The sequence below is a fragment of the Dethiosulfatarculus sandiegensis genome (genome assembly GCF_000931935.2).
GTDB classification, from domain to species: domain Bacteria; phylum Desulfobacterota; class Desulfarculia; order Desulfarculales; family Desulfarculaceae; genus Dethiosulfatarculus; species Dethiosulfatarculus sandiegensis.
The window spans coordinates 77,003-103,352 of record NZ_AZAC01000010.1; the positions used below are offsets into that span (position 1 = coordinate 77,003).

Consider the following 26,350-nt stretch of genomic DNA (forward strand, 5'->3'; position numbering starts at 1 on the left):
AAAAAACGCCTGCGATTTACGAAGCGCGCACGGTCCAATTGACCTTTTAATAAAAAAAACAAGTAGATAATTCTTGCAAAAAAACAAGACACACTACTGCCAGGTACTTTTATTGAACCTCGAAGTAAATCACATGCTTTGCCTGTTGTCAACTGGCCATGGGAGGATTTCTCCTGGCCTGTAGATGTCGTTAATTTGAAATCATAACCTTTTTGAAATCCGGTGCAACCCATATGACAAAATTATGATAACTATTCTTGTGGTTAGTAAAAAATAATATTATTCCATAGTTCCGCCTGTAAGGTTATTTTTAATATAAATGGCTGACCTTGTGTAAGATGTCTTGCCTGGTGGTCAAGCGTCTGGTAGTTTGATCGCAGAAGAACTCTGTTGTCCATCCACAAAAGAATTACCCGAAGGAAGCATCGGATGCTGTTAGACCCTATCCTGGGAATTTTTTCCAACGATATGGCGATTGATTTGGGCACGGCCAATACCCTGGTATTTGTCAAGGGCAAGGGGATCGTGCTCAGCGAACCAAGTGTTGTCGCGGTTCGCCAAGACGGAAGGGCCGGTCAAAAGGTCATGGCCGTAGGCAAAGAGGCCAAATTGATGTTGGGCCGCACACCGGGAAATATTACCGCCATCCGCCCCATGAAAGATGGGGTTATTGCCGATTTTGAAGTGACTCAGGCCATGTTGAGGCACTTTATCCGCAAAGTGCATCAAAGGCGTAACCTTATAAGACCCAGAATCGTGATAAGCGTGCCTTCCGGCATAACCCAGGTTGAGAAGAGGGCTGTGCGGGAAAGCGCCGAGAGCGCAGGCGCTCGCGAGGTTTTCCTCATGGAAGAGCCCATGGCCGCCGCTATTGGCGCAGGGCTGCCCATCACCGAACCCACCAGCAACATGGTGGTGGATATCGGGGGCGGCACTACCGAGGTGGCGGTGATAAGCCTCGCCGGTATTGTCTATTCCAAGAGCGTCAGGGTAGGCGGAGACAAGATGGACGAGTCCATCCTTCAGCATATAAAACGCAAGCACAATCTGTTGATTGGCGAGCGCACCGCCGAGATGATCAAGACCACCATCGGCAATGCCTGCCCCACCGAGGAAGTCGACACCCTTGAGGTCAAGGGCCGGGACCTGATAACCGGAATTCCCAAGACCTTGACGATTGATTCCGAAGAGGTGAGGCATTCCATCTCCGAGCAGATAGACGCCATAGTGGAGACGGTCAAGATCGCCCTGGAACAGACACCGCCGGAATTGGCGGCTGATATTGTGGATCAGGGAATTGTACTCACCGGAGGCGGGGCCTTGTTGAAAGGGCTCAATGTTCTTTTGAGCGAGCAAACCGGATTGCCCATCACTATTACCGAAGACCCTCTCTCCACAGTGGTGTTGGGTTCGGGCAAGGCTCTTGACGATCTGGCGCTACTCAGAGAAGTCAAGATTAAATAGCCTTCTTTGCGGAATTCCTCTGAGGCTGGACTCATCGCGGATCCCTTGATTTCTGTGGTGTAGCCCCTTTTTAATAGCAAATCTAAAGATTTGTTCCCGCTTTTTTGTGCCTTGTCCTATTAGTGTACGGAAAACGGGAACATCATATGGTTGATTCAGGCAAAAGTGAGGTTCTGGCGCAGATTTCGCTTCTCCCTTTTGATTGCTGCCTTTCTGCTGGCTGCACTGGCATTATATTCAGTGAACGCCGGCAGGGAACAGGCTTCTTCCTGGGGAGGAAGGTTGGTTTTGGAGGTGGTTGGTCCCTTTCAAAGGGCCGTCACCGCCGCGGGTGACTATGTCCATGACATATGGCGCGGCTATTTTGCCTTGGTCAACGCCCAGAAGAAAAACCAGGTTCTGAAAAAAGAACTGGCCAAAATGGAGCAGGATCTGGTCAGGCTCCAGGAACTTGAACGCACCAACCGCCGCCTGCGCGGTCTTTTAGGCCTGAAAGAAGCCGCCGATTATCCAGTCGTTGCCGCCGAAGTCATAGCCCTTGATCCCACCTATCAGTTTCACACGGCAGTCATAAACAAGGGGACAGTAGACGGCATAAGCTCCCAGATGCCGGTCATTCACACCGGGGGTGTGGTGGGGCGTATAATCTGGACAAGCCGGAATTATTCCAAAGTGCTTTTACAAACCGATCCCAACGCAGGTATGGATGTGATGGTCCAGCGCAGCAGGGTCAGGGGAGTTATCGAGGGCGCGGGCTCAGACGGCATGCGCCTCAAATATGTTCAGCACAACGGTGATGTGCAGGCCGGTGACAAGATCATTTCCAGCGGAGCTGCCGGAGTCTTTCCGGCAGGCCTGTTTGTCGGGGTGGTGAATAATGTTGAAAAGATCGGCAAGGGCATGTTCCTGAATGTAGAAGTGGAACCGGCGGTCAATTTTGATCGATTGGAAGAAGTCCTGGTGATTTTGAGAAAAAAAGAGTTTGAAGCTGATTCCTAAAACCGCATTGACGTCTGGCCTTAATGCGGTTTTCATATAAATAGCGAGGTCAAGCCTTTTGATGCCGCAAAAAAGACAGAGCATGTGGCCCAGGTTTTTGGCCACTATTCTTTTGTCGTTTATTCTTTTAGTATTAAGCACCACTTTGCTTTCCTGGTGGAGCCTGGGCCCTTTGCGCTTGCAGCCGCTGTTGGTGATAGTGGTGTCCGCCGGATTCAAACTCCCTCTGATATGGGGCGGCTGCCTGGTTTTTATGCTCGGCTATGCCAGTGATTTGTTAAGCGGCGGAGTTATGGGGCTGCAAACAGTGGCCTATATGATGGCCTTTGCCGGTTGCGCCATCGCCGAAAGAAAACTGGAGATAAATTCCTGTTTTCTGGAAATGTTGGCCGTGGGTCTGAACAGCCTGGTCTATCAGGCGGTAGTTACCGGCGGGCTGATTTTGATGGACAGCCAAAGCGCACCCTTGCTTGATTCGCCGGGAATGGTCTTGGCCCAGGTTTGTCTGAGCGCCCTTACCGCACCTGTTTTCTTTGCCGTTTTAGAAGGTTTGGTCCGCTTGTTTACACGATTTTTCCCCAAGCAAAGGAGCTTGGAAGTTTGAATTTATATAAGGGAAACTCATCTGTCTGGCTGGACAACAAGGCGCGAGCAGCTGAGTCCGGACAGTCGCCCGTAACCAAGAAAATCCTTCTGGCAGGGTCCCTTTTGGTGGGCCTGGCTTTTGCCGCCTTGATTGCCCGGCTTTGGTATATGCAGCTTCTACAAGGTGACCATTTTAGAAAATTAAGCGAAAACAACAGGGTAAGGCTTGTTGATGTGTCTCCGAGCCGAGGCCTGATCTTGGACAGCAAGGGCAGGCTGTTGGCAGACAACCGGCCCACCTTCACCTTGGCCGTAGTGCCCGAGGATGTACCTGACTGGAAACTTCTTTCCAGGCGTTTACAGGAGCTGGTGGGAATAACCACAGAGGAGATAAAAAAGGCGCGACTTGCCGCCAAGGGGCAGCCTCCCTTTAAACCCGTTCGCATTCGTTCTCATCTTGACAGGGAGCAATTGGCGATCTTGGAGACCTTTCGCTATGAGTTGGCAGGCGTCAAGGTTTTGGTCGAATACAGGAGGGCTTATTTGGCTGCCCGTGAAACCGCCCATCTGGTGGGGTATCTCGGAGAGATCAACAGCAAGGAACTTTCCCGTTATCCCAAAAGCGTATATCGGCTCGGCGATTATGTGGGGCGGTATGGTCTGGAAAGTGCTTATGAAAGGGTTTTGCACGGGAAAAGGGGCGCCCGCCAGGTTGAAGTTGACGCCATGGGCAGGGAGCTTAACCTTCTGGATAAAGTTGATGCCGCCTCGGGCCATAACCTCGTTTTGAGTATTGATCTTGATATGCAAAAGGCCGCCGCCAAGGCCCTGGGCGACGAAACGGGCGCAGTGGTGGCCATGAATCCTCAAAATGGTGAAGTCTATTGTCTTTATTCCTCTCCCACCTTTGATCAGAACAATTTCATATGGGGTATGACCAGCGGTCAATGGAAGAGCCTGGCCAACGACAAAAAACACCCCTTGAAAAATCGTGCCATCAGCGGAAATTACCCTCCCGGTTCCACCTATAAAATCGTTACTGCCGCCGCCGGACTGGAAGAGGGGGTCATAACCCCTGAGACGACCTTTTTTTGTCCGGGACAGATTCACTTTGGCCGCAGGTTTTATAAATGCTGGAAAAAAGGCGGGCACGGCACGGTCAACCTGCAAAGGGCTCTTTCCGAATCCTGTGATGTATATTTCTACCGCTTGGGGCAGAAGCTGGGCATCGACCGCCTGGCCAAATATGCCAAGGCCTTCGGCCTGGGTAAACGCACCAATATAAGCCTGCCCCATGAATCAATCGGGCTGGTGCCGAGCACTGCCTGGAAAAAGAGGCGGTTCGGCGAAGTATGGCATGAAGGCGAGACCTTGAGTGCGGCGATTGGCCAGGGGTTCAACCTGACTACACCCTTACAGTTGGCCCGCATGGTCTCTGTTGTGGCCAATGGCGGGAGGCTGGTGACTCCCACTCTGGTAAAACGCATGGTGGTGAGCGGAAAACAAGATCCGGTTCCAGCACCCAAGGCGGTTACCACCAAGGTGAATATCAAGCCCGAACACTTAAGGACCATACATCAGGGGCTGGTGGATGTGGTCAATTCTCCCAGGGGAACGGCCCGTAGGGTTCGCCTGCCAGGAATCACCGTTGCCGGCAAGACAGGTACGGCCCAGGTGGTTGGGCTGAAGTTTGAGCGAAGTTTTGGCAAGGAAGAAGATGTTCCCTGGAAATATCGCTCCCATGCCCTTTTTGTGTGCTATGCACCGGCTGAAAATCCAACCATTGCGGTGGCTGTTGTGGTTGAGCACGGCGGGCACGGAGGCTCTGATGCCGGTCCTGTGGCCAAAAAGGTGATGGAAGAATTTTTCGGTATTAACAAAAAAGAGACCATACAGGCTGCGGCTGGTGTTTCTGAGGTGAGCGGTGATTGACAGGAGGCTTATAACCGATTTCGATTGGGTGCTTTTGGCGCTTTTGTTCTTATTGGCCGGGGTGGGCGCGGTGAATTTGTACAGCGCGGCCAGTTCCTTTCCCCAGCACGGCACCCCTGTGTATTTGAAACAGATATATTGGTTTGGCCTGGGGCTTTTCGCCATGCTTTTTTTTGCGGTGATCAGCTACCATCGGCTGGCCAGCCTGAGTTACATATTTTATGGATTGGTGGTGCTTGCCCTCTTGGCGGTGTTGATCTGGGGGAGGGTGATAGGCGGGTCACAGAGATGGATATTTATCGGGCCCATGCCGATTCAGCCCTCGGAATTAGCCAGAATGGCTGTGGTGTTGATTCTTTCTCAATATTTCCATAGAAACGACAAGGGAAAACCGTTGAAGCTTAGAGAGCTGGTGATCCCTTTTGGCCTCATAGCCATTCCCGCCTTTCTGATCCTTAAGGAGCCTGACCTGGGAACAGCCTTGCTGGTTCTGATTGTGGGAACCAGCGTGATTCTGGCCAACGGGGTGAAACTAACCTCGCTTGGTTTGGCCGCCGGCGGCATCCTGGCCATATTGCCGGTGGCCTGGAGATTTTTAAAGGATTATCAGAAAAGACGTATTTTCAGCTTCCTCGATCCTGATTCCGACCCCCTTGGCGCTTCATATCACCTGATTCAGTCAAAAATAGCCGTGGGATCGGGTCAGTTTTGGGGAAAAGGCTATGCAGCAGGCACCCAAAGCCAGTTGCATTTTCTTCCGGAACAGCATACGGATTTTGCCTTCAGCGTATTGGCGGAAGAATGGGGCTTTGTCGGCTCGGTCATTGTCCTGTTGCTTTTAGCTCTGGTTATTTACCGTGGGCTGATGCACGCAGGCAGGGCCAAGGATAAGTTGGGTATGCTGATGGTTGTCGGAGCGGTGGCCTGTTTCTTCTGGCCGGCGATTATCAATATAGGCATGGTGTTGGGCCTTTTCCCGGTGGTGGGCATACCCTTGCCCTTCATATCCTACGGAGGCTCGAACCTGGTATCCACCATGGCTGTTTTAGGGTTGATTCAAGGGGTGTGCATGCGCAGATTTGTATTTCATCCGCGTCCTTGATTGATGTCGCCTTTCATTTTGTATAAAGTATTCCCTGGTGGATTTAGTCTATATTGAGTTATATATTGAGTTGAATACTAGGTGCGAGCGTACATACCAGTCCTTTTCAGGTGGTGGTTGCGTGCGCTTAATCAGGGAAAAGGCTCTTAAACGCCCAGCAATAGTATATTTTAGATAATTACAATTCCGGCTTGTGTATTGCTTGCGTAAAGAACTTTTCCTGTTAGCATCCACTTGTGGCGGAAAACTTATGGATCGTATGCGAACGGTCTGGAGGAGTGAGGTGGCTAAACGCCGCAAAGATCAAGACGTGAATGTGTTTTTGGGAAGTGACAGCTCCTTGGAGGGGCTCTTGACTTTTACGGGCGAAGCCCGGCTGGATGGCGCCTTTAAAGGTCAGATCAAGGGCACCGGCAGGCTTTGGATCGGACCCACGGCCAAAATAGAGGCCAATGTGGAAGCTGCCCAGGTCATTATCAGCGGTGAGCTCATTGGAGACATTAACGCCACCGACCGTATTGAACTGACAGTGCCCGGTAAGCTCAAGGGTAATATTAGCGCGCCCTTAGTAGTGATGGACGAAGGCGTCAACTTTGAAGGACACTGCTCCATGGCTTCCGGCGAGGTGTTGGAAGAGGCCAAAAAGGTCACTCTTCTGGCTGCCGGAAAATAAGCTCTGCCCGGATTGGGACTCTTTTTATTGGGGGCTTTCTCAGTTGTCCCTGATTTACTGGAAGCCCCCAACAATTCGCTATGATTTGTGAAATCATGCTCAATGACGTGTAACCATATGGTAATTTGCGGACATGTCGTCGGGTTAGCACAAAAAAAACTTTGACAGGTATGTAAAAAATATTGTAGAAGTGCGCATCCTGTCCGAAAAATCACAAGCTCGATTTTTTATCGTGCTGACTGGACAAATTGCTGCTCAGCCGATAATGAGCATAATGAATCTGGCAGGTCCGGTTGGATGCGGCTCTTGTGTCCAATCAAAGATATTGTTTTATAAGTAAAACAGAGCTCGCATCGCTTAGCGGTTCTGGTGTTCATATTCTTCGTGGCTAATCCAACTAGGCGCTTTTCGAGGAGCTGTCTATATGGTCAGCATTGATGTTGATTTATTTGTGGTTTTGGTCCAGGTGGGGATTTTCCTCTTTCTCCTGGTTGCGTTAAACTTTCTTCTCTACAAGCCCATACGCGGTATCCTGCGCACCAGGGCCGAAAAAGTGGCCCAACTGAATGGGGATATAAAGACCAATTCAGAGGGCGTGACCGCCAAGAATGAGGAGATGGAAACGGAACTGGCCAAGGCCAGGAAAGCCGGGGCCGAGGTCAAGGACGAACACCGGGCCGAGGGCCGGGCCGAAGAGCAGAAGATCATAGACATGGCCACCGCCGAGATGGAAAAGGCGGTTCAGGAGGTTCGTTCCCAGATCGCAGAGGATATCGGCAAGGCCAGGGAAGACTTGCGAAGCCAGGTTAAATCCTTTGGAACCGATTTGGCTGAAAAGCTACTTGGAAGGAGCATCCAGTGATGAGAGGCCGACTTACTCTGCTTTTTAGCTTGGCTATGTTGGCCGCGCCCGGTGTGGCGCTGGCTTCCGGCGGCGGTGACGCCATGATGATGGATTTTGTCTACCGAATTATGAACTTTGCCGTTTTGGCCGGAGTTTTGTTTTTTGTGTTGAAAAAACCCTTGAAAAACGGTCTGGCTGGTAGGGCTCAGTCTATCAAAGACGAGTTGGAAGAGCTTGAAGCCAAACGGGAGCGGGCCGAGCGCGACTACGCACTCATGGAGCAGCGCCTGAAGGATGCCGAGTCGGAGAGGGAATCCATCCTGGAAGAGTACCGTGAGCAAGGCGTCAAGGAAAAAGCCCGCATCATCGAAGATGCTCACCTTTTGTCCGAGCGGATTAAAAGCCAGGCCCAGTTTACCATTGAGCAGGAAACCAAGCAGGCCAAGGCCGAGTTGAGAAGAGAGATAGCGGATCTCTCCGCGGCCCTGGCTGAAGATTTGGTTAAAGAAAATATAACCGCTGACGACCAGAAACACCTGGTTAAGGATTATCTGGCCAAGGTGGGGCAGGAGGTACAGTGACCAGCCAGATCGTTGCAAAACGCTACGCCAAGGCCTTGTTGGAGATCGGCCGGGAAGACGGTCTGATGGAGCAGTATGGTCGCGAATTGGTTGAAATGGCTGCTCTGTTGACCGATACGGCGGATTTGATGCCGGTCTTGGCTAATCCGGTTTTTGAACTGGAAAGCCGGAAGGCAATTTTGGAAACAATTGTAGAGAAAATGGGGTTGAGCCCCATTGTGGCCAACTTCTTTAAACTTCTGCTGGATCGGAGACGCATCACCGCGGCTGCGGATATCAGTCTAGTTTACGCAGGACTTTTGGATGAAGCCAAGGGTATAACCCGCGCGGAAGTCTCATCAGCGGCGCCTTTAAGCGATGACGAGGTATCCGGTATCTCGGAAGTGCTTAGACAGGTGGCGGGCCAGGAAGTACAGGTCGAGGTGAAGGAGGATCCCAGCCTGATCGGTGGCGTAATTGCCAGGATCGGGGATCTGGTGCTGGATGGCAGCGTCAAGTCTCAACTTCAGAGCTTGAGGGAATCTCTAAGAAGGGGTGAATACGCCTAATGCAGATCAGAGCTGAAGAAATAAGCCAGGTTATCCGGGAGCAGATTAAAGACTACGATAAAAAGGTCGAGGTCTCTGAGACCGGTACCGTGCTCTCGGTGGGTGACGGCATTGCCCGCATCCATGGTGTTGAGAAGGCCATGGCCGGTGAGCTGCTGGAGTTTCCCGGCGGCATTCTGGGAATGGTTCTCAACCTTGAAGAAGACAACGTAGGCGTCGCCGTTATGGGTGAGGTCGAGCACATCAAGGAAGGCGACCCGGTTAAACGAACCGGCCGCATCGCCGACCTTCCGGTGGGCGACGCCGTAATGGGCAGGGTCATCGACCCTGTGGGCAACCCGCTCGACGGCAAGGGGCCCATTGAGTCCGAGCACCGCCGCCGCATCGAGATGGTGGCCCCGGGCGTTATCGCCCGTAAATCGGTGCACGAACCGCTCTATACCGGCCTCAAAGCCATTGACGCCATGACCCCTGTGGGCCGCGGGCAGCGCGAGCTCGTGATCGGCGACCGCCAGATCGGCAAGACTGCTGTTTTGGTTGACGCCATCATCGCCCAAAAGAGTCAGGATGTGAAATGCATCTACGTGGCTGTGGGGCAGAAAAAATCCACCGTGGCTCAGGTTATTGACACCTTGACCCGCCACGGCGCCATGGATTACACCTGTGTGGTCAGCGCCTGCGCCTCAGACCCGGCCACCCTGCAGTACATCGCCCCCTATTCGGGCTGCTCAATTGGTGAATATTATAGGGACAGCGGCGGTCATGCGCTCATCTGCTACGATGACTTGAGCAAGCAGGCCGTGGCCTATCGTCAGATTTCCCTGCTGCTCCGCCGTCCACCGGGGCGTGAGGCTTTCCCGGGCGACATTTTCTACAACCATTCCAGGTTGCTTGAGAGGGCGGCTAAACTGAGCGACGAGTTGGGAGCCGGTTCCCTGACCGCTCTTCCGGTCATCGAGACCCAGGCCGGTGACGTTTCGGCCTACATTCCCACCAACGTGATTTCCATCACCGACGGTCAGATCTATCTGGAGCCTTCCCTGTTCTTCAGCGGCATCCGCCCGGCCATTAACGTGGGTCTGTCGGTCAGCCGTGTGGGTGGTTCCGCCCAGGTCAAGGCCATGCGCCAGGTTGCCGGCACCCTGCGTCTGCAGCTGGCCCAGTACCGTGAACTCGAGGCCTTTGCCCAGTTTGGATCCGACCTTGACAAATCAACCCAGCAGCAGCTTAACCGCGGCCGCAGGATGGTGGAAATTTTAAAGCAGCCCCAGTATCAGCCGTTGCCCATGCACAAACAGGTGACCATTCTGTTTGCGGCTTCCAACGGCTTCCTGGATAAATACCCGGTCGAATCCCTGGCTGACTATGAAAAGCAGGTTTACGACTTCTTTGAATCCAGTCACGAGGAAATCTTCAATGAGTTGGCAGAGAAGAAGATTTTCGATGACGACCTCACAGCCAAGATGAAGAAGGCGCTGGAAGAGTTCGACGGTATTTTCCAGCCCGCAGAATAAAGAGGGGTCGTTATGGCAGCGTTGCGCGACATTCAAAATAAGATCTCTGCGGTCAAAAAGACCCGGCAAATCACCCGCGCCATGAATATGGTGGCTGCTGCCAAACTGCGTGGAGTACAGGACAAGACCGAAAAATTCCGGCCCTATGCGGAAAAATTCGCGGAAGTGCTCGGCAGTCTGGCCCAGGGTATCAATCCTGACAGCCACCCCCTTTTGGCCGTGCCGGAGGCCGTAACCAAAGTCGGCTTGATTTTGATCTCGTCTGACCGCGGTATGTGTGGTTCTTTTAACGCCAACCTGATTCAGGCCGGAACCAAGTTCGTCAAGGAAAAAAAAGAGGCCGACCAAGAGGTCAATCTTTACATGGTTGGTAAAAAAGCCAGGGATTATTATAAAAACCGCGAATACCCGATCGCCGAGGACATGCCCGGGGTGATGAACTCCGTGGACTTTGATCTGGCGGTCACCGTGGCTCGTCTCGGGCTGGACGCATTCCTCGCCGGTGAAGTGGACGAGGTGTATGTCCTTTACTCCAAGTTTAAATCCATGGCCGCCCAGGTGCCGACCGTAGAGCGGCTTCTCCCCATCCAGCCCGAGGCTTTGGAAGGGGATGAGGGCGCCGATGCCGGTCAGGAATATCTCACCGAGCCATCGGCCGAGGAAATCCTGGTCGACCTTTTGCCCCGTTTTCTGAATGTCAGGGTGTACAGCGCCTTGCTGGAGACCTCGACAGGTGAAAACGCAGCTCGCATGACTGCCATGGATAATGCGACCAATAACTGCTCGGACATGATTGATAACTTAACCATGCTTTACAACAAGGCCCGTCAGGCTGCCATTACCATGGAGCTTGTAGACATCATCGGTGGCGTTGAAGCTCTCAAGGCAGGCTAGGTTAAAACACCTTCGAAGGATAACGCTTCTTCTATAGGAGGCTCGTTCATTATGCAGACCGGAAAAATCAAACAGGTCATCGGGCCGGTGGTGGACGTCGAGTTTGAAAGCGATCTACCCCCCATTTTGACAGCCCTACTGATCACTAATCCAGCTATCAACGACGAGGAAGACAACCTGGTCGTTGAGGTTGCCCTGCACTTGGGTGACAACACGGTGCGCACCATCGCCATGGACGTCACCGAGGGCCTGCAAAGAGGCCTTCCTGTGAAGAACACCGGAAAGCCCATCCAGATGCCGGTTGGCGACGCCACCCTGGGCCGCGTGCTCAACGTGGTGGGGCGCCCGGTGGATGGTTTGGGACCGGTGGAGACGGATCAGTATTACCCTATTCACCGCCCGGCTCCCAGCTTGGTGGATCAGGACACCACGGTCAACGTCTTGGAGACCGGTGTTAAGGTTATCGACCTTCTGGTGCCTTTCCCCCGCGGCGGTAAAATGGGTATGTTCGGCGGTGCCGGTGTGGGCAAAACCGTCATCATGATGGAAATGATCCACAACATCGCCATGCAGCATGGTGGTATCTCGGTCTTCGCCGGTGTGGGTGAACGCACCCGTGAAGGTAACGACCTTTACCACGAGATGAAGGACTCCGGCGTTATCAGCAAGGCCGCTTTGATCTATGGCCAGATGACCGAGCCTCCGGGAGCCCGCGCCCGCGTGGCCATCTCAGCCCTGACCGCTGCCGAATATTACAGAGACGAGCAGGGCCAGGATGTGCTCTTGTTTGTCGACAATATCTTCCGCTTCACCCAGGCCGGTTCCGAGGTTTCCGCCCTTTTGGGACGTATGCCTTCCGCGGTGGGTTATCAGCCCACACTGGGCACCGACCTTGGTGAACTTCAGGAGCGGATCACCTCCACCAGCAAGGGTTCTATTACCTCTGTGCAGTGTGTGTACGTGCCTGCGGACGACTTGACAGACCCCGCTCCGGCCACCACCTTTGCGCACCTTGACGGCACCGTGGTTCTCAGCCGCCAGATCTCCGAGCTGGGCATCTACCCCGCGGTGGACCCCCTGGATTCACAGTCAAGGATCCTGGACCCCAACTATCTGACCGAGGAGCATTATCGCACCGCCCGCGAGGTCCAGACCATTTTGCAGAAATATAAGGACCTGCAGGACATTATCGCCATTCTGGGTATGGACGAGCTTTCGGATGAAGATAAAATCACCGTGGCCCGCGCCCGTCGTATCCAGAGGTTCTTGTCCCAGCCTTTCCACGTGGCCGAAGTCTTCACCGGCACTCCCGGTAAATACGTCAAACTTGAAGACACGGTCCGTAGTTTCCGCGAGATCATCGACGGCAAGCACGACGATCTTCCCGAGCAGGCCTTCTATATGGTGGGCAGCGTTGAGGAAGCCAGGGAACGAGCTGAGGAGATGGCCAAGGCCTCCTAGGCAGTCCGGACCCTTGAAGCACATCAGTGCCTTGGGGTTGCGAAGATTTCGCAATCCCATGCACCAACAGACAGCGGGAATGACAGGCTATGGCCAATAAAATACTGTTGGAAGTCGTGACCCCGGACAAGCTCTTGCTGAGCAAGGAAGTGGAAGTGGTGGTGGCCACCAGTATAGACGGAGAGTTCGCCGTGTTATATGGTCACGTACCCTTTCTGGCTTCCCTGGCCGTAGGCGAGATGCGGTTCAAAGATGGCGGTAACACCGAATACGCAGCCATAGCGGGTGGTTTTGCCGAAGTCACCGGAACAAAAGTGACTGTACTGGCCGAAGCAGCCGAATTGGCCCGCGAAATCGATGTGAACCGAGCTGAAAGAGCAGCCGAGCGTGCCAGAGAGCGTATAGAAAAAGCCAAAACCGAGGGCCGGGACTATGTCAAGGCCCAGGCAGCCTTACACCGGGCTATGCTGCGTATACGCATGGCAGACAAGGCTAAGCTGTAGAAGCTTAACACTTTTTAATTATACGGGTGACAAAAAGTAAAAGGCCTTTTCGGTATTTTCCGAAAAGGCCTTTAATCTTTTATGATGCTAGTTACCGACATCCGCTAAAAAATTAAGAGTCGCCTCAAATTGTGCTGTTTTCCATGAAAGGCAGTCAAGCCGTTTACCAACCGAGCATCAGGACACCTTATAACCTGCTATTATTTTAGCTTTTATTCCCATATTTTATGCTAAGGTGAATTTTGCATTAGCGCTGAATGATAAAAATAAACTAAAACCGGTTGGTTTTCAGGACAGTAAAAGTCGAGTATTTCTATACGGTGATTTTTCAATAAAACTGTATGGCAGTCTTGGGCTGTATGGATTAATAGAGGAGAAAAATCAAGCCTTGATTGATAAACTGTAGCATGGAGTTAGCGTTATTTATTTGTTGTTTTTATAGCGCTGTTAGCGAGGCTAAAAATAATGGATTTAATTGATCTGCATACACATACCACGGCCAGCGACGGCAGTTACACCCCTTCTGAGGTGGTTTTTGCCGCATACGAATCCGGACTGGCTGTAGTTGCCATAACCGATCATGACAATATTAACGGAATTGAAGAGGCGTTTAAGGCCGGGAAAGGTCTTCCCATTGAGGTTGTGCCCGGGGTTGAGATCAGCGTGGATGCCGGGTTCAGAGGTGGCATGCATATGCTTGGATATTGTATAGATCCGTCTGAACCCAGGTTGGTGGCGGCTTTGGAGAGGCTGCAACAGGCAAGAGCCGAACGAAATCCCCAAGTTGTGGAAAAGTTGAATCAGCTAGGACTGGATATCACCATGGATGAGGTTCGCGCCTGCGCCGGTCAAGGCCAGATAGGCAGGCCCCATTTTGCCCAGGTGATTATCGAAAAGGGATATGCCAAAAACAGGGCCGAGGCTTTTAATCGCTGGCTGGGAGCAGATAAGCCGGCTTATGTTCCCAAATTTAAATTTAAACCGGACGTGGCTATTTCCCTGTTGCGCGGGGCCGGCGGAGTGCCGGTGCTGGCTCATCCCGGCCTGTTAAAATTGGCTTTTTTACGTCTGGAATCCCTGATAAGGGAACTGATGGAACTTGGCCTGGAAGGGGTTGAGGCAATATACAGCGAACATAATCAGGCGTTGCGCAAACGTCTTTCGGATTTGGCCGCTCGCTTGGGCCTGGTGATAACCGGTGGAAGCGATTTCCACGGCGATCCCAAGCCGGATATTAAACTGGGGTATGGGTTGGGAGATTTAAGGGTGCCCAAAAGTTTGCTTATGCCCTTAAAGCAACGGGCGGAAAAGGTGGCAGCATCCCGTTTAGACCGCCTTCCCGTTAATCAGGAAGAGGTCTCTAACCAACTTAAACAGTAAAAGAAAAATCTATCATGGAATTGACTATCCTGGGCTCGGGCAGCAATGAACTTCGGAAAGAGCGCTCTTCGGCCGCTTATCTTTTGGCGGCAGGTGAGGACCTTTTGATGCTCGACGCCGGGCAGGGTTCTTTGCGGCGTTTTTTGGAAACAGGCCATGATCCTGCCAGGTTATGGGCCATATTTCTTTCCCACCACCATCCGGATCATATTGCGGACCTGGTTCCTTTAGTTTTTTCATTGCAATATGACCAGCATATGGCCGCCAGAAAAGAACCGCTTTTGCTTTTTGCTCATAAGGAGATGGAGGATTTTCTGAGCGCACTGGAGGGGGTGTTCGGCCAGTGGCTAAAGCCGGGACCGGAAAAACTTCAAAAACGGTTTTTCAAACCAGGTGATTCACTGGAAACTGCAAGCGGGTTAAAAATATCCAGCCACCAGATGGACCATCTGCCAAGCAGCCTGGCCTGGCGTTTCGAGAGTATCGGGAAAAAGCTTGTATATTTAGGTGATGGCCCAAATAATCCTGGATTGGCTGATTTTTGCCAAGGCGCGGATTTAGTAATGGCTCATTGCGCAGGATCAGATGAAAAACCTAAAAAAGGGCATATGTTTCCCGCCATGGCCGGAGAGTTGGCCGAAACGGCCAAAGTGAAAAAATTGTTGCTCAGCCACCTGTATCGGATAGTTGATCCAAATTTGGCCTCCAAAGGCGCCGGCAAGTATTTTTCAGGCTCGATAATAGAGGCTAAGGACTTGCTTTGTTTGAAAATTTAAAACCAGGCCCCAAGATAAATCAAATTCAGGTCAGTAGTTCGGAAAAAATCCGCAGAGTTTATTCCACCGATTGTGAAATTAAAACTATTTTCATCCATACAAAAAGAAAATTATACTAATCTGAATACTTGGAAAATACCGGGATAACTAGTATGGATGGTGGATATTGGGCCTTGACCCAAGACCCTGGGTTTTGATAGCGTGTATACGGTATCCCCTTCACTTGCCTAACAGATATCTGGAGTATCTATGGGACAGCTTTCCAGGGTCGGCGTAATCGGCGCCGGCAATATGGGGGCTGGCATCGCCCAGAAGTGCGCGCAGGAAGGTCTTGAGGTTGTTCTGATCGACATCAATCAGGAGTTGGTCCAGCGTGGGATAGACGGGATTGCCAGTCTGTTACAGCAGGGAGTCTCAAAAAAAGTTTTCACTCCCGATCAAGTAGAGGCGACTCTCAGCCGTCTCAAACCCTCCACTGACATTTCTGACCTTCAGAATTGCCAAGTTGTCATAGAAGCCGTATTTGAAGATTTTGAAGTAAAGAGAAGGCTTTTCAAACAGGTGGATAAGGTGGTCGACTCAAAGACTGTCCTTGCCACCAACACCAGTTCCCATTCCGTCAGTGAATTGGCCGGGGTGATAAAAAATCCGGAAAGGTTCGTTGGACTGCATTTCTTTTTCCACTCGGCGAAAAACCGGCTCCTGGAAATAATTCCCGGAGAAAAAACCAATGAGGAATCAATTGCCCTTTGTGAGGAGCTGGCGGCTGTCGCAAGCAAGGATGAAATCTTTGTTGCCGACGCTCCTGGTTTTGCGGTTAATCGCTTTTTTGTTCCCTGGTTGAACGAAGCCACCAGGCTTTTAGACGAAGGTGTGGCCAATATCCCCACCATAGAGGTTGCCGCCAAGAAGGCGTTCAAAATCGGTTTGGGTCCGTTTGAGTTGATGAACCTCTCAGGCATACCCATTGCGTTACATTCCACTGAAACCCTGGGAGCCAAGTTGGGAGATTTTTATTCCCCAAGCCAGGCGCTTAAGACCCAATATAGTAAAAAACAGCCTTGGCCCCTGGAAGGGGAGGTGGATGAAGGAAAGCTGAATGCCTGTCAGGACAGGTTGCTGGGAGTGGTTTTTTATGTCTGCTGCCAGATGCTTGATGAAAAGGTATGCGGCATGTCCGAGATTGATCTCGGCGCCAAGGTTGGTTTGAGGTGGGCCTTGGGCCCCTTTGAGCTCATGAATAAAATAGGCAATGAAAAGGTTGCCGACCTGGTCAATGGCATTTGCGGGCAGCATACTTTCCTGACCATCCCGCAAGCCTTGAAAAAGCGCCTTTCCTTTGGAGATGCATGGCCGGTGCGTTACGTGGACCTAAAGATTGAGGGTAATCTGGCCCAGATTATCTTCCAGAGACCTGAGGCCATGAACGCCCTGAACGAGGCGGTGGTGGCCCAATTGGGCAAGGCCTTTGATAAGGCCAATGCAAACCCCAAGGTCGAGACCATAGTCTTAAGGGGCAAGGGCAAGGCCTTTGTAGCCGGTGCTGATATTGGCTTTTTCCTTAAGCAAATAAAGGGGAACACTGTTCATAGGATCAGAGAGTTTGCCGGTGACGCCCAGGATGTGTTTTTGCGTATGGAAGCCAGTCCCAAGTGGGTGGTCTGCCTGATGGATGGCCTGGCCTTGGGCGGCGGGGCGGAATTGGCCCTGGCTTGCGACACCATAATCGCCACACCCAAGGCTTCCCTGGGCTTCCCGGAAACCGGTATAGGCATTTATCCGGGATTGGGCGGAACCCAGCGTTCCTTGCGTGCCGTGGGGCTGCCCCTGGCTAAATACCTGGTAATGACAGGTAAGGTGCTTTCAGCGGCCCAGGCCCATGAGGTGGGTTTGGTTGAGTACCTGGTGCCCCAGGGTGAGGCCATGAACAAGATCAGGGAATTGGCCGGCAACAATCCCTTGACCAAGAAAACCGTCGAAAAGCCTGTCCTGAATGGAAAATGGGCCGAAATTACAATGGCCTTTGAAGATCCTGAAAGGCTGGAATCCCTTTTGAACGGTGCGGGCGCAGAGCAAAAAGACACCACAGCTGGAAAAGTGGCCGGGATTTTATCTAAAAAGGCTCCCTTAGCCATACGGTGGGCAGGTGAGATTATGGATCAGGGGAGCAAGGTGCCCCTGAAAGATGGATTGAAGTTGGAGTTGGATCGTCTGGAAGCCATGTTCAAAACCAAAGATGCCCTTGAAGGGCTAAGCTCATTGGTGGAACGCAGGCGTCCGCAATTCACGGCTGAATAGTTTTAAGAGTTGAAGGTTGGATACTAAAAAACTCCGTCCGGCGTTAATTTGCTTGCCGGGCGGAGTTCATGCCAAGCCATAGACGCGGCTTTTGTTTCGGACCCTGGGAGGTGACAAATAACCAGGCGGAAAATGAAAACCGCCTGAAAGGTTTAAAAGAGCAGAAAAACTAATTAGCACCGAGGTGGGCGATGAATTTCAAAGTCTTGATCCCGGTAGATAATGCCAGAAACTCTTTAACCGCCGAAGAATATGCGCTTAAACTCAACTGGCGCGTACCCTTGAGCATAACTCTTTTAAATGTGGTTAACACAAAAAGGCTGGAAGGCCACGGCATAAGCCCGGAGGACCAAAAACGCATTTTGGCTTCTATGATGAAAAGAAGCGAGAAGATTATGCAATCCGCCTCCGAACCCTTTGCAAAGGCGGAAGTGGATTTTGTGACCCGCATAGAAAAGGGCTTGCCGGGAGACCTGATTTGCAAGATAGCTGAAGATGAAAATTATGATATGGTGATCATACCCCAGAGTGGACTTAGCGAGTGGGAGGAGATTCTTGGTGGTTCCGTGGTCCGCTATGTTCTTTCCAAATGCAAGGCTCCGGTCCTTTTAGTAAAGCACTCCAAAGAACAAATGGAAAGGCAACGCAAGGTCAGAGCCGAAGGCACGCTCTTGCCAAGTTAGCTTGCGTCCTTTTAAAAAAATCAATTATTCCAATTTATAACCATTAAATCCAAAGGCGTTTCGCCTGAAAAAGAAATCAGGCGACTTCAAAACACCAAAAACCTAGCTAACCGAGATGACATACGGTTAATACCGATTAAAGGTAAATTAAGTGTAGTGTTTCAAATGCCACAAAAATAGCAGGGGTTGATGGAAAAGGAAAGGAGGCGAGAGGTATCCGCAAACTGGTTGGAACTAAAGCGGACCGAAAGGCCAATAAGTCTATGGTTCAATTTTTCAACCAATGGCAACCCTGGAACAGGAATCCTTTTTAATAGTCGGCCGGAGGGCCGACCTGCCTAGGGAGGGTGGGCTTATGCGTATTGCCAGATGGTTAGTACTGTTGACAGTGGCGTTTATCAGCTTGGCCTTGGTTGCGCCGACTGCGTTTGCCAAGAAGCCGTCTCTCGCGAAATGGAAAGCAAATTTTGATTATTCCGGGGCAAAATACAAAATCAAGGTGAGCAATGTCAGCCACCCGGCCATCAAGGGTGTGTTTGCGGGCTTTGCTATCCGTGATGCCCTGTGGAAAGCCACCAAAGGCCAGATCTATTTCGAGTACATCCCATTTTCCATGTTGGGAGGCGAGGTGGAGGTCTTGAACCAGCTTCAAATGGGGGCCATTCAGGGAATGGCGGTGAGTTCGGTTGCCTCTACCAACCTGGGCCCGCGGATGGGCCTTGTGAACCTGCCTTTTTTAATCAACTCCTATGAAAAAATGGATAAGTTCGCCGGTAACAAAAAACTCTACCAGTATTTTTTGGACGGCATGAAGCACCAGGGCATCATGGGTCTGGACGTCACGGCTTATGGCCGCTATGGCTGGGCCACCACAATTCCGGTCAAGACAATTGCCGATGCCAAAAAGGTCAAGTTCAGGATCGCAGAGGCGGCGGTTAACAAGCTGCTTTACAAGTCCTGGGGCTTCAACCCGGTGGTCATGCCCTGGCCTGATGTTCCCACCGCCCTGAAGCAGGGAGTCATTACAGGCCTGGATCACACCCTGATCGTCAGTTACCTGACCAAAAAGTTCGAAGTAGCCAAAAACTACACTCCGGTCAACTATGCCCAGGGTCTTTTCATCTGGATCTTCAATGAGGCCTGGTTTAAATCCCTGCCCGAGGATTTACAGAAGATCTTTGTAAAAACCATTCATGAGGTCTGCGCAGATTATCGCAACAAGTGCAAGACCCAGGAAGAGGATGCGGCAGCGGGAGCCAAAAAATCCGGGGTTAAGTTCTGGGATCTGTCAGAGGCCGACCTTGGCACGCTTAAAAAAGAGGGTAACAAGGTTCACGAGGAATTCGCAGATCAGATTGGGGCCGAGTACCTGAAAGAGGTCCAAAAATTCTTGGGCTACAGCGAATAGGCGCCTAAAAACATCGATGCCGGCGGGGTAAAAGCCCCGCCGGTGACCAGTCTTTCACCCTGAGCGAGGCAAGGGAATGTTTGGTCGGATTCTGAACAGCCTGGACAAGGCTATGTCATGGTTTGAGGAGTGGACCCTTTACCTGGCGGTTATGGTTGGTCTTCTCTCCTTGTTTATTAATGTAATTCTGCGCTATTTCTTCCATTACGCCCTGGCTTGGTCCGAAGAGCTGATCAGGGAGATAATCATACTGACCACTTTTATTGGGCTCTCCACCGCAGTGAAAAACGGTTCCATGATCACCATCGACGCGGCGGTGCAGTTGATCCCCAGACTCAGAAAAACCTTTGCTTATTGCAGCCATATTGCGGTTCTGATTTTTGCTATTCTCATAGCCAAACTGGGTTATGAGATGGCGCTAATGCAGGCCCGCACCTTTCAAAAAACAATTATTTTGGAAATTCCACTAGTTATCCTCTACTGCATCCTTCCCCTGATGGGGGTGATGATGTTCATCCGCACAATTCAGGTTCTCTATAAGAGCTATATGGAAGAAAAGTCGGCAAAAAGGGAAGAGTAAAAGGGAGGGCGGCTGAAGGATGGAACTAAGCTATCTGATAATTCTTTTGGTGTTGCTTGGGTGCATGGCGGCAACTGTGCCGGTTTTTTTGTGCCTGTTTTTTACAGCTGTGATTGGGTTTTTGGCTTTTACAGATCTGCCCTTGTTGGTTTTGGCCCAAAGCCTTTTCAGGTCCATGGATAAATTTGCCCTGGTTGTGGTGCTTTTCTTTATATTATGCGGAAACATCATGACCTCCGGCAGTATCGTTACCAAGCTCATCCGATTTGCCAATGCGGTGGTGGGATGGCTTCCCGGCGGTTTGGCCATGGCCGGAATTCTGGCCTGTGGCATGTTCGGAGCCATCAGCGGCTCCACTGTGGCCACAGTGGTGGCCATAGGCGGGTTTATGATTCCCGCTCTGGTGGAGAATAAATACGAGGAAAAATTCGCTCTGGGCTGTATGACCGCCGCCCCGAACCTGGGCGTTATTGTTCCGCCTTCTATCTCCATGATTCTTTATTCAATGATTTCGGCAGTCTCTTTGGAGGGACTTTTCCTGACCGGATTTGTGCCCGGCATCCTGATCATGGCCGGTATGTGCGCCTATTCATTTATTTGGGCTTTGCGTAACCCCGGCTTTGTCAGCGCTCCCAAACCAACCTGGATTGAAGTGGGCAAAGCCTTTAGAGAGGGATTCTGGGCCTTAATGCTGCCGGTGATTATCTTTGGCGGTATATTCAGCGGGGCTTTCACAGCCAACGAGGCAGCGGTTGTGGCCTGTGTTTATGCCCTGGTTGTTGAACTTTTTATTCATAAAAGTATGAAATTCAGCCAGGTGAAAGGCGTGATGGTCAACTCGGCCGTAACCAGCGCCACCCTTTTGATCATTGTTGCGGGTGCCACCTGCTTTGGCCGTTATCTGACCATGGAGGCAATACCGGCCAAGATCAGTGAGGCGGTTGTTGCTTCCATTAGCCAGCCATGGCTGTTTTTACTCACCACCAACATTTTGCTTTTAGCAATCGGCATGTTTATGGATATCATAAGCGCCACGCTTATTCTGGGACCCATATTCCTGCCCATGCTGGACTATTATGGCATAAACGCAGTGCACTTTGGCCTTTTGATGACTGTGAACCTGGCCATTGGTTATTGTACGCCGCCATTGGGTGTGAGCTTATATATTACCGGAGCCCTGACCAACCGAGATCTGCTATTCACCTCCAAGGCGGTGATGCCTTGGATTCTGATACAGATCACGGTGTTGATTATTATGACCTATTTACCTGATGCAGTTCTGTGGTTGCCGCGCATGGTGGGCTGGTCGGTTGATTAACGCCCGATAACCCGTATATGATTAGCCGGTGGAGCAAAGGCTCTGCCGGCTTTTTTTGGGGAAGGGCTTTTACATGACAGCGACCAGCTCAAATATTTCCAATTTGCATTCCCAAAGGCTTAATGCCTCCCTGGCTGTTATTCTAGCGGCCGGAGAGGGTAGGCGTTTCGGCAGCCGCAAGCAGTTTTCCCTGCTAAGGGGGAAGCCGCTTTTGAGTTACAGTATTCAAGCCGCCAAGATCTCCGGTTTGGGCAAGGTTATGGTGGTGGGCGGCGAACCCCTGCCGGATGCAGCCCGCCTGGCTGCCGATATGGGAGCCACTGACTTTGTTTTAAACAAAAATCCGGAAAAGGGTATGGGGCGCTCCCTTGCTCTGGCCGCGGCCAGGGCCCGTGAAATGAAGGTTAAGTGCCTGGTTGTCCTGCTGGCGGATATGCCTTTGGTCGACCCATTGGTCGTGGCCGGGGTGTGTGAAAAAACCTGGCAGACAAATTGTGGGTTGGCCGCAGCTCAAGTAGGGACGAAATGGTGTCATCCGGTTGGGTTTATGGCGTGGCATTTTTCAACCCTTGCGGCATGCTGCCGGGATAAGGGCGCCAGGGATCTGGTTAAGGCCCACCAGGATGAGCTTGGCCTGGTACAAGCTGCTGGTGAAAGCATATGGGATATTGATTCTCAGGCCGACCTGGCCAGGGCGGAAAGCTATTTGGCGGCCAGGGAGTTGGAATGCTTTAAATAAAAATTACCTCCCCCTTTTTCTTTACGTTTCTAAATGCAATAATCAATTCAGACAGATGCTATAGTTGAGTATGGAAAAGACCTTACGGGTTTTTTCACTCAAACCTTGGCAAAAGTAATTAATTTTCCAATTATCTTGAATTACTCGGTTTTATAGAACCGGTGCAGTCGGTGGGCCGTCTTAGGCATACTGGCATGCTGTTTTTGAGCAGCCGGATTCGATGATTATAGGGATGCCGACCCTGGTGATTCTCTTGAAATTCGTATTTTCGTTTTAATCAGGGGGTGTTGATGACAATGGAAAAGCGGCCTGAAAATGACATTGCATATCTGGAGGCTGTGGTTGATCTGAGTGCCGTTCTGGCCGACCCGAAAATGCAACTGGCGGAAAAGTTGCAGACATGCGCCGAAACCTTGGCCCGGGTGTGCAAGGCGGAAAAAGCTTCATTGATGCTTAAGGAAAAAGAATACCTGGTAGTGGCCGCAGCCACTGATTTCAACCTGGTGGGTATATCCACTCCCCTTGAGCAGGATACTATCTCCACAAGAGTCCTTAGGTCCAAGGAAGCGGTTTATATAAAAAATGTGGCAAAAAGTGATTTTGCCGCCCAGAGCCGGGAAGGTGATAAAAGTCACTACCGTACAGGTTCTTTAATCTGCGTGCCTCTTTTGGACAATGATGCGGCTGTGGGGGTGTTGAACCTTTCGGATAAGAAAAATTCGCCCTATTTTGACGACCTTGATCTTGAGCTGGCCCAACGGGTGGCTGCCCAGATTACCAGACAGGTTATCTTCAGCGCCCTGCATTCCAAACTGGATGCGGCCTACCGGGAGCTTAACCGGGCTTTACAGGCCAAGGAAGACCTGATGTACATGGTTATCCATGACATGAAGGCTCCGGTCACCGGCGTAAGGGAGGTCTTGAGGCTGTTGCGCCCTGAAACCGGCCTGCCTGTGGAAGAAAGACTCAACTACCTAACCCTGGCTGAAAATGATCTGGAGCAGTTGTGGCGGCGGATCACTAACTTGCTGGATCTCGGCAAGATGGACACCAATCAGTTTCCCTTAAACCCAACCTCATTAAATTTAAATGAGTTTATTGGGGAGATAACCGAACGCATGTCAGCGGTTTGCTCGGTCAATCAGGTGCGGCTGGTGGCGGAAAAAGGTGATGAGTTGCATGTGTGGGTTGATGAGGACCTTGCCGAAAGAATTATCGTCAATCTATTGATGAATGCTCTTACCTTTTCCTCTCCTGAACAGGGAGGCAAGGGGGAGGTAAAGGCCAGAGTGATCAGGGAAAATGATAAGGCGGTGTTTGAGGTTCGGGATACCGGCCCCGGTGTGGATCACCAATTGGGCGACAGTATTTTTGAACGTTATGCCCAAGGCAGGATTACTAAAGGCTCCACCGGTATCGGATTGTACTTCAGTCGGAGGGCTGCCTGGCTTTTGGGCGGAGATGTGAATTACCGGAATATGGCTCAAGGCGGAGCTGTTTTTAAATTGAGCCTGCCGCTGTCTGAATGATCTGTTCAAGTAAGGCCCCGTTTTGACCGAAAAGAAAAGATATGGCCGCAATATATTGAAAATAGATGGTATTCAGGAGAGCCATGCCCTTGGGCGAGCAGGTAAATAGCCATTGGGTTCCTAAAGAGGGTTTCAGAACCGAAGAAGAGATCCAAAGGGAGATAGAGCGCCTTGAGCGGCTGGTGGCGCGTAAGGCCCCGGTAGTGGTGGTGGATGATATGCACACCATGCGTATTCTTCTCACCCAGGCTTTGCGCGGCAGTGGCTTTGATGATGTACTAAGGGCCACGGACGGGAAGAACGCCTTAAAGATCATCGATAAACACAATTGTGATTTGGCCCTGGTTGACTGGAACATGCCGCACATGGACGGACTGGAGCTTTTAGATCTGGTTCGCGGTGATGAAAAGCTGAAAGACATGGTTTTTATCATGGTCACAGCCGAAACCGTGGACACCAAGGTAATTCAGGCTGCGGAAGAAAGCCAGGACGCCTATCTAACCAAACCGATAAGCGCGGAAAAACTCACCAGGCGGTTGAATTTGATTCTGGAGCAACGCCTGGTGACGGCCCGCGCCATGCTGCTTGAGGTCGAGGGCAAGATAGATCAGGCGGCGGAGCTGTTTTTAGAGGCAACCAACAATAACCCCCGGGCGCGTTGGACTCTTTTTCGGTTGGGAGAACTGTTTGCCAGAAATCAACAGTTCGACCAGGCTGAAGCCTGCTTTAACCGGATTTTGGAGCTGGACCCGAGGGCCAGCCTGGCTCTGGCCTATTTGGGCCGGGTGTTGGAGGAAATGGGGGATTCACGAGCGGGCCGGGAAAATTATCGCAGGGCTTTAGTGGAAAACCCCCGTTTTTTCAAGGCATACGACCTGCTGGCTGATTCCATGCACAAGGAGGGCAAGTCAACCGAGGCCTTGAGCGTTTTGGAAAAGGCCTTGCAAAATCAAGGCAGTGAAAATGCAGGCCGCCAGGAGAAAATCGCCTTTCTGTACCAAGAGCAGGCCAGGTTCCCGGAGGCGGAGGTGAGCTTTCTAAAGGCCTTGGAGCTTAAACCCAGGGAAAACCCGGCCCAGAGAAATCTTGAGCTGGGCAGGGTGAGGCTTGCCCAGGGACTAATTGATGATGCGGTGGGGCCTCTTTTCAAGGCCGGGGATCTGAAGACCGGAGGGTCTGATGAGCACAGACTGGACGCACAGTTGCTTTTGGGAGGCGCATTGGCTCGCAAGGGCGATTACAAGGCAGCGGAATCGGTCTTTGCCTCTTTAGCTAATCCGGCAAACTGGCGTGGGGAGCGGCTGCCCTTTGACCTCTCCGGCTACCATGACACCGTGGCCGAAGTTTATGAGAGGGCGGGGATAAGCGAATTGGCCGACACCCATAGAAAAACTGCCCGAAAATTGGCTCGGGAAAAGGGTCCGACTGTGGTCACCCAGGCCCGTATAGACGAACTTTCCAAGGAAGGCCTGGACATGGTGGAAAAGGGTCTTTTCAGTAAAGGCCTTAAAAAATATCATGAGGCCCTGGCCCTGGATGATGCTTCACCGAGGGTGCAGTTTAATATTGGCATAGCGCTTATCCGCATGGAAAAAACAGGTGACGCTCAAAAGTTTTTAGTGGATGCGTTGATTAACGGAATATTGCGAAGGGACAGTGAGCTTACGCCCAAGGTGGTGAGGGTGTTCGTGCGAATGGGCAAGGGTGAGCTGGTGCGCAACCTTTTAGACAAATACAAGGCAGAGCTGGCAGGCTCGGATTTGCTTGCTGAATTGCTTCCTGTTTTAGACTGAAAATCCTTTTTTATTTTACTTTTTCCCCTTCTTTTTCCTCTTCTTTTTCCTCTTCGGTTTCTTGGGGCTTTCTAAATCTGGGCAGAGGTAATTTGCCTTTGTCCGCATCGCTTTCTTTGTATTTATAGACCCAGATGGAGATGACCGTACCCTTGGGGACCTGCATCTGGGGCATGGGATCTTGAAAAGCTATGGTCCCGGCGGCCTTGCGGTTCTTAGTCGGCAGATTTTTAACAACAGCGATATCCAACTTTTTACTCCAGACCGTGGCCTGGGCCTCATATTGATGTTGTCCCATGAGGCTGGGAACGCGGACATTATTGGTTTGTTCGGGTGGTGCTGAGGATTGGGGCTTGGAACCGGTTTTTCTCGTATGGTCCTGGGCATTGGTGTCGTAGTACCAAACCTTCACGGACTGGTTTCTGTCCCATAGGCGATGACCAGCCCTGGGTTCCTGCTTCATTACCTTGCCTTTCTGAGAGGGCAGGAGAGTGGGAACCGCAATGGTAATCATCTTCATTTTGGCCTGTTTAAGCGCCTTGCTTGCCTGGGCAAGGGTCAGTCCGCTCAAGTCGGGCACCCCGGACCCGGCCAAGGCGGGCAGGGCGGAGAAAAGAAAAAAAAGGCAGACAAGGGGTATTTGGGTCTTTAACCTATGGTGGAGACTGAAAAACCGCATATTTTCTCCCTGGCCGTTGCCTTTGATTCTGAGGAAAGTAAGCCGTTAAAAAAGGCCGCTACCTGCA

At 51.5% G+C, this 26,350-nt stretch carries 24 protein-coding genes; 23 read left to right on the plus strand and 1 reads right to left on the minus strand.

Translation table 11 applies throughout. The annotated features are described in order from the left end of the window. The first annotated feature begins 429 nt into the window (after window positions 1-429). The 23 genes from X474_RS07020 (at window position 430) to X474_RS07130 (ending at window position 25,604) form a co-directional block, all read left to right on the plus strand. The gene (locus X474_RS07020) at window positions 430-1,464 is read left to right on the plus strand and encodes a rod shape-determining protein (protein WP_044347760.1); all 1,035 of its coding nucleotides are present in this window, start codon (window positions 430-432) and stop codon (window positions 1,462-1,464) included. 150 nt (window positions 1,465-1,614) lie between these two features. Continuing rightward, window positions 1,615-2,463, plus strand: a complete 849-nt coding sequence (gene mreC, locus X474_RS07025) for a rod shape-determining protein MreC (protein WP_052514961.1) — start codon at window positions 1,615-1,617, stop codon at window positions 2,461-2,463. 61 nt (window positions 2,464-2,524) lie between these two features. After that, the gene (locus tag X474_RS07030) at window positions 2,525-3,067 is read left to right on the plus strand and encodes a hypothetical protein (protein WP_156360660.1); all 543 of its coding nucleotides are present in this window, start codon (window positions 2,525-2,527) and stop codon (window positions 3,065-3,067) included. Beyond that, entirely contained in the window at window positions 3,064-4,980 is a 1,917-nt protein-coding gene (gene mrdA / locus X474_RS07035; RefSeq protein ID WP_052514962.1) for a penicillin-binding protein 2, read from the plus strand. The genes X474_RS07030 and mrdA overlap by 4 nt, the downstream gene beginning before the upstream one ends. Beyond that, window positions 4,973-6,082 (plus strand): rod shape-determining protein RodA, encoded by a 1,110-nt coding sequence (gene rodA / locus X474_RS07040; protein WP_044347764.1) that lies wholly within the window; start codon window positions 4,973-4,975, stop codon window positions 6,080-6,082. The genes mrdA and rodA overlap by 8 nt, the downstream gene beginning before the upstream one ends. A 250-nt stretch (window positions 6,083-6,332) precedes the next feature. Further along, entirely contained in the window at window positions 6,333-6,755 is a 423-nt protein-coding gene (locus tag X474_RS07045) for a bactofilin family protein (protein ID WP_044347766.1), read from the plus strand. A gap of 424 nt (window positions 6,756-7,179) precedes the next feature. Continuing rightward, window positions 7,180-7,617 (plus strand): F0F1 ATP synthase subunit B, encoded by a 438-nt coding sequence (locus X474_RS07050; RefSeq protein ID WP_044347767.1) that lies wholly within the window; start codon window positions 7,180-7,182, stop codon window positions 7,615-7,617. After that, window positions 7,617-8,180: a F0F1 ATP synthase subunit B gene (atpF, locus tag X474_RS07055; protein ID WP_052514964.1), complete on the plus strand. Its 564-nt coding sequence runs from the start codon at window positions 7,617-7,619 to the stop codon at window positions 8,178-8,180. Before X474_RS07050 ends, atpF begins: the two co-directional genes overlap by 1 nt. Further along, window positions 8,177-8,728 (plus strand): ATP synthase F1 subunit delta, encoded by a 552-nt coding sequence (gene atpH, locus X474_RS07060; RefSeq protein ID WP_044347768.1) that lies wholly within the window; start codon window positions 8,177-8,179, stop codon window positions 8,726-8,728. Before atpF ends, atpH begins: the two co-directional genes overlap by 4 nt. After that, entirely contained in the window at window positions 8,728-10,242 is a 1,515-nt protein-coding gene (gene atpA, locus X474_RS07065) for a F0F1 ATP synthase subunit alpha (RefSeq protein ID WP_044347770.1), read from the plus strand. Before atpH ends, atpA begins: the two co-directional genes overlap by 1 nt. Window positions 10,243-10,254: 12 nt before the next feature. After that, on the plus strand, window positions 10,255-11,136 hold the full coding sequence (atpG, locus tag X474_RS07070; protein WP_044347771.1) for an ATP synthase F1 subunit gamma: 882 nt from the start codon (window positions 10,255-10,257) through the stop codon (window positions 11,134-11,136). 51 nt (window positions 11,137-11,187) lie between these two features. After that, complete coding sequence (atpD, locus tag X474_RS07075; RefSeq protein WP_044347773.1) at window positions 11,188-12,597, plus strand: F0F1 ATP synthase subunit beta; 1,410 nt, start codon at window positions 11,188-11,190, stop codon at window positions 12,595-12,597. A gap of 89 nt (window positions 12,598-12,686) precedes the next feature. Next, a complete protein-coding gene (locus X474_RS07080) occupies window positions 12,687-13,100 on the plus strand; it encodes a F0F1 ATP synthase subunit epsilon (RefSeq protein ID WP_044347774.1) in 414 nt (137 codons plus the stop codon). A gap of 465 nt (window positions 13,101-13,565) precedes the next feature. Next, a complete protein-coding gene (locus tag X474_RS07085; protein ID WP_082464208.1) occupies window positions 13,566-14,480 on the plus strand; it encodes a PHP domain-containing protein in 915 nt (304 codons plus the stop codon). A 14-nt stretch (window positions 14,481-14,494) separates the two neighbouring features. Continuing rightward, window positions 14,495-15,256, plus strand: coding sequence for an MBL fold metallo-hydrolase (locus X474_RS07090; RefSeq protein WP_044347775.1), 762 nt, complete (start codon window positions 14,495-14,497; stop codon window positions 15,254-15,256). 249 nt (window positions 15,257-15,505) lie between these two features. Continuing rightward, on the plus strand, window positions 15,506-17,554 hold the full coding sequence (locus X474_RS07095; protein ID WP_044347776.1) for a 3-hydroxyacyl-CoA dehydrogenase/enoyl-CoA hydratase family protein: 2,049 nt from the start codon (window positions 15,506-15,508) through the stop codon (window positions 17,552-17,554). A 191-nt stretch (window positions 17,555-17,745) separates the two neighbouring features. Continuing rightward, a complete protein-coding gene (locus tag X474_RS07100) occupies window positions 17,746-18,237 on the plus strand; it encodes a universal stress protein (protein ID WP_044347777.1) in 492 nt (163 codons plus the stop codon). A gap of 355 nt (window positions 18,238-18,592) precedes the next feature. Then, a complete protein-coding gene (locus X474_RS07105) occupies window positions 18,593-19,645 on the plus strand; it encodes a TRAP transporter substrate-binding protein (protein WP_044347901.1) in 1,053 nt (350 codons plus the stop codon). Window positions 19,646-19,721: 76 nt separating this feature from the next. Beyond that, a complete protein-coding gene (locus X474_RS07110; protein WP_044347778.1) occupies window positions 19,722-20,225 on the plus strand; it encodes a TRAP transporter small permease in 504 nt (167 codons plus the stop codon). Between the two features lie 19 nt (window positions 20,226-20,244). Next, the gene (locus X474_RS07115) at window positions 20,245-21,543 is read left to right on the plus strand and encodes a TRAP transporter large permease (RefSeq protein ID WP_044347779.1); all 1,299 of its coding nucleotides are present in this window, start codon (window positions 20,245-20,247) and stop codon (window positions 21,541-21,543) included. Window positions 21,544-21,616: 73 nt separating this feature from the next. After that, entirely contained in the window at window positions 21,617-22,282 is a 666-nt protein-coding gene (locus tag X474_RS07120; RefSeq protein ID WP_044347780.1) for a nucleotidyltransferase family protein, read from the plus strand. A gap of 290 nt (window positions 22,283-22,572) precedes the next feature. Continuing rightward, a complete protein-coding gene (locus tag X474_RS07125) occupies window positions 22,573-23,811 on the plus strand; it encodes a GAF domain-containing sensor histidine kinase (protein ID WP_044347781.1) in 1,239 nt (412 codons plus the stop codon). Between the two features lie 83 nt (window positions 23,812-23,894). Further along, entirely contained in the window at window positions 23,895-25,604 is a 1,710-nt protein-coding gene (locus tag X474_RS07130) for a response regulator (RefSeq protein ID WP_052514965.1), read from the plus strand. Window positions 25,605-25,614: 10 nt separating this feature from the next. On the opposite strand, the gene X474_RS07135 is transcribed toward X474_RS07130, so the two are convergent. After that, window positions 25,615-26,283 (minus strand): PASTA domain-containing protein, encoded by a 669-nt coding sequence (locus X474_RS07135; protein WP_044347783.1) that lies wholly within the window; start codon window positions 26,281-26,283, stop codon window positions 25,615-25,617. Window positions 26,284-26,350: the final 67 nt, after the last annotated feature.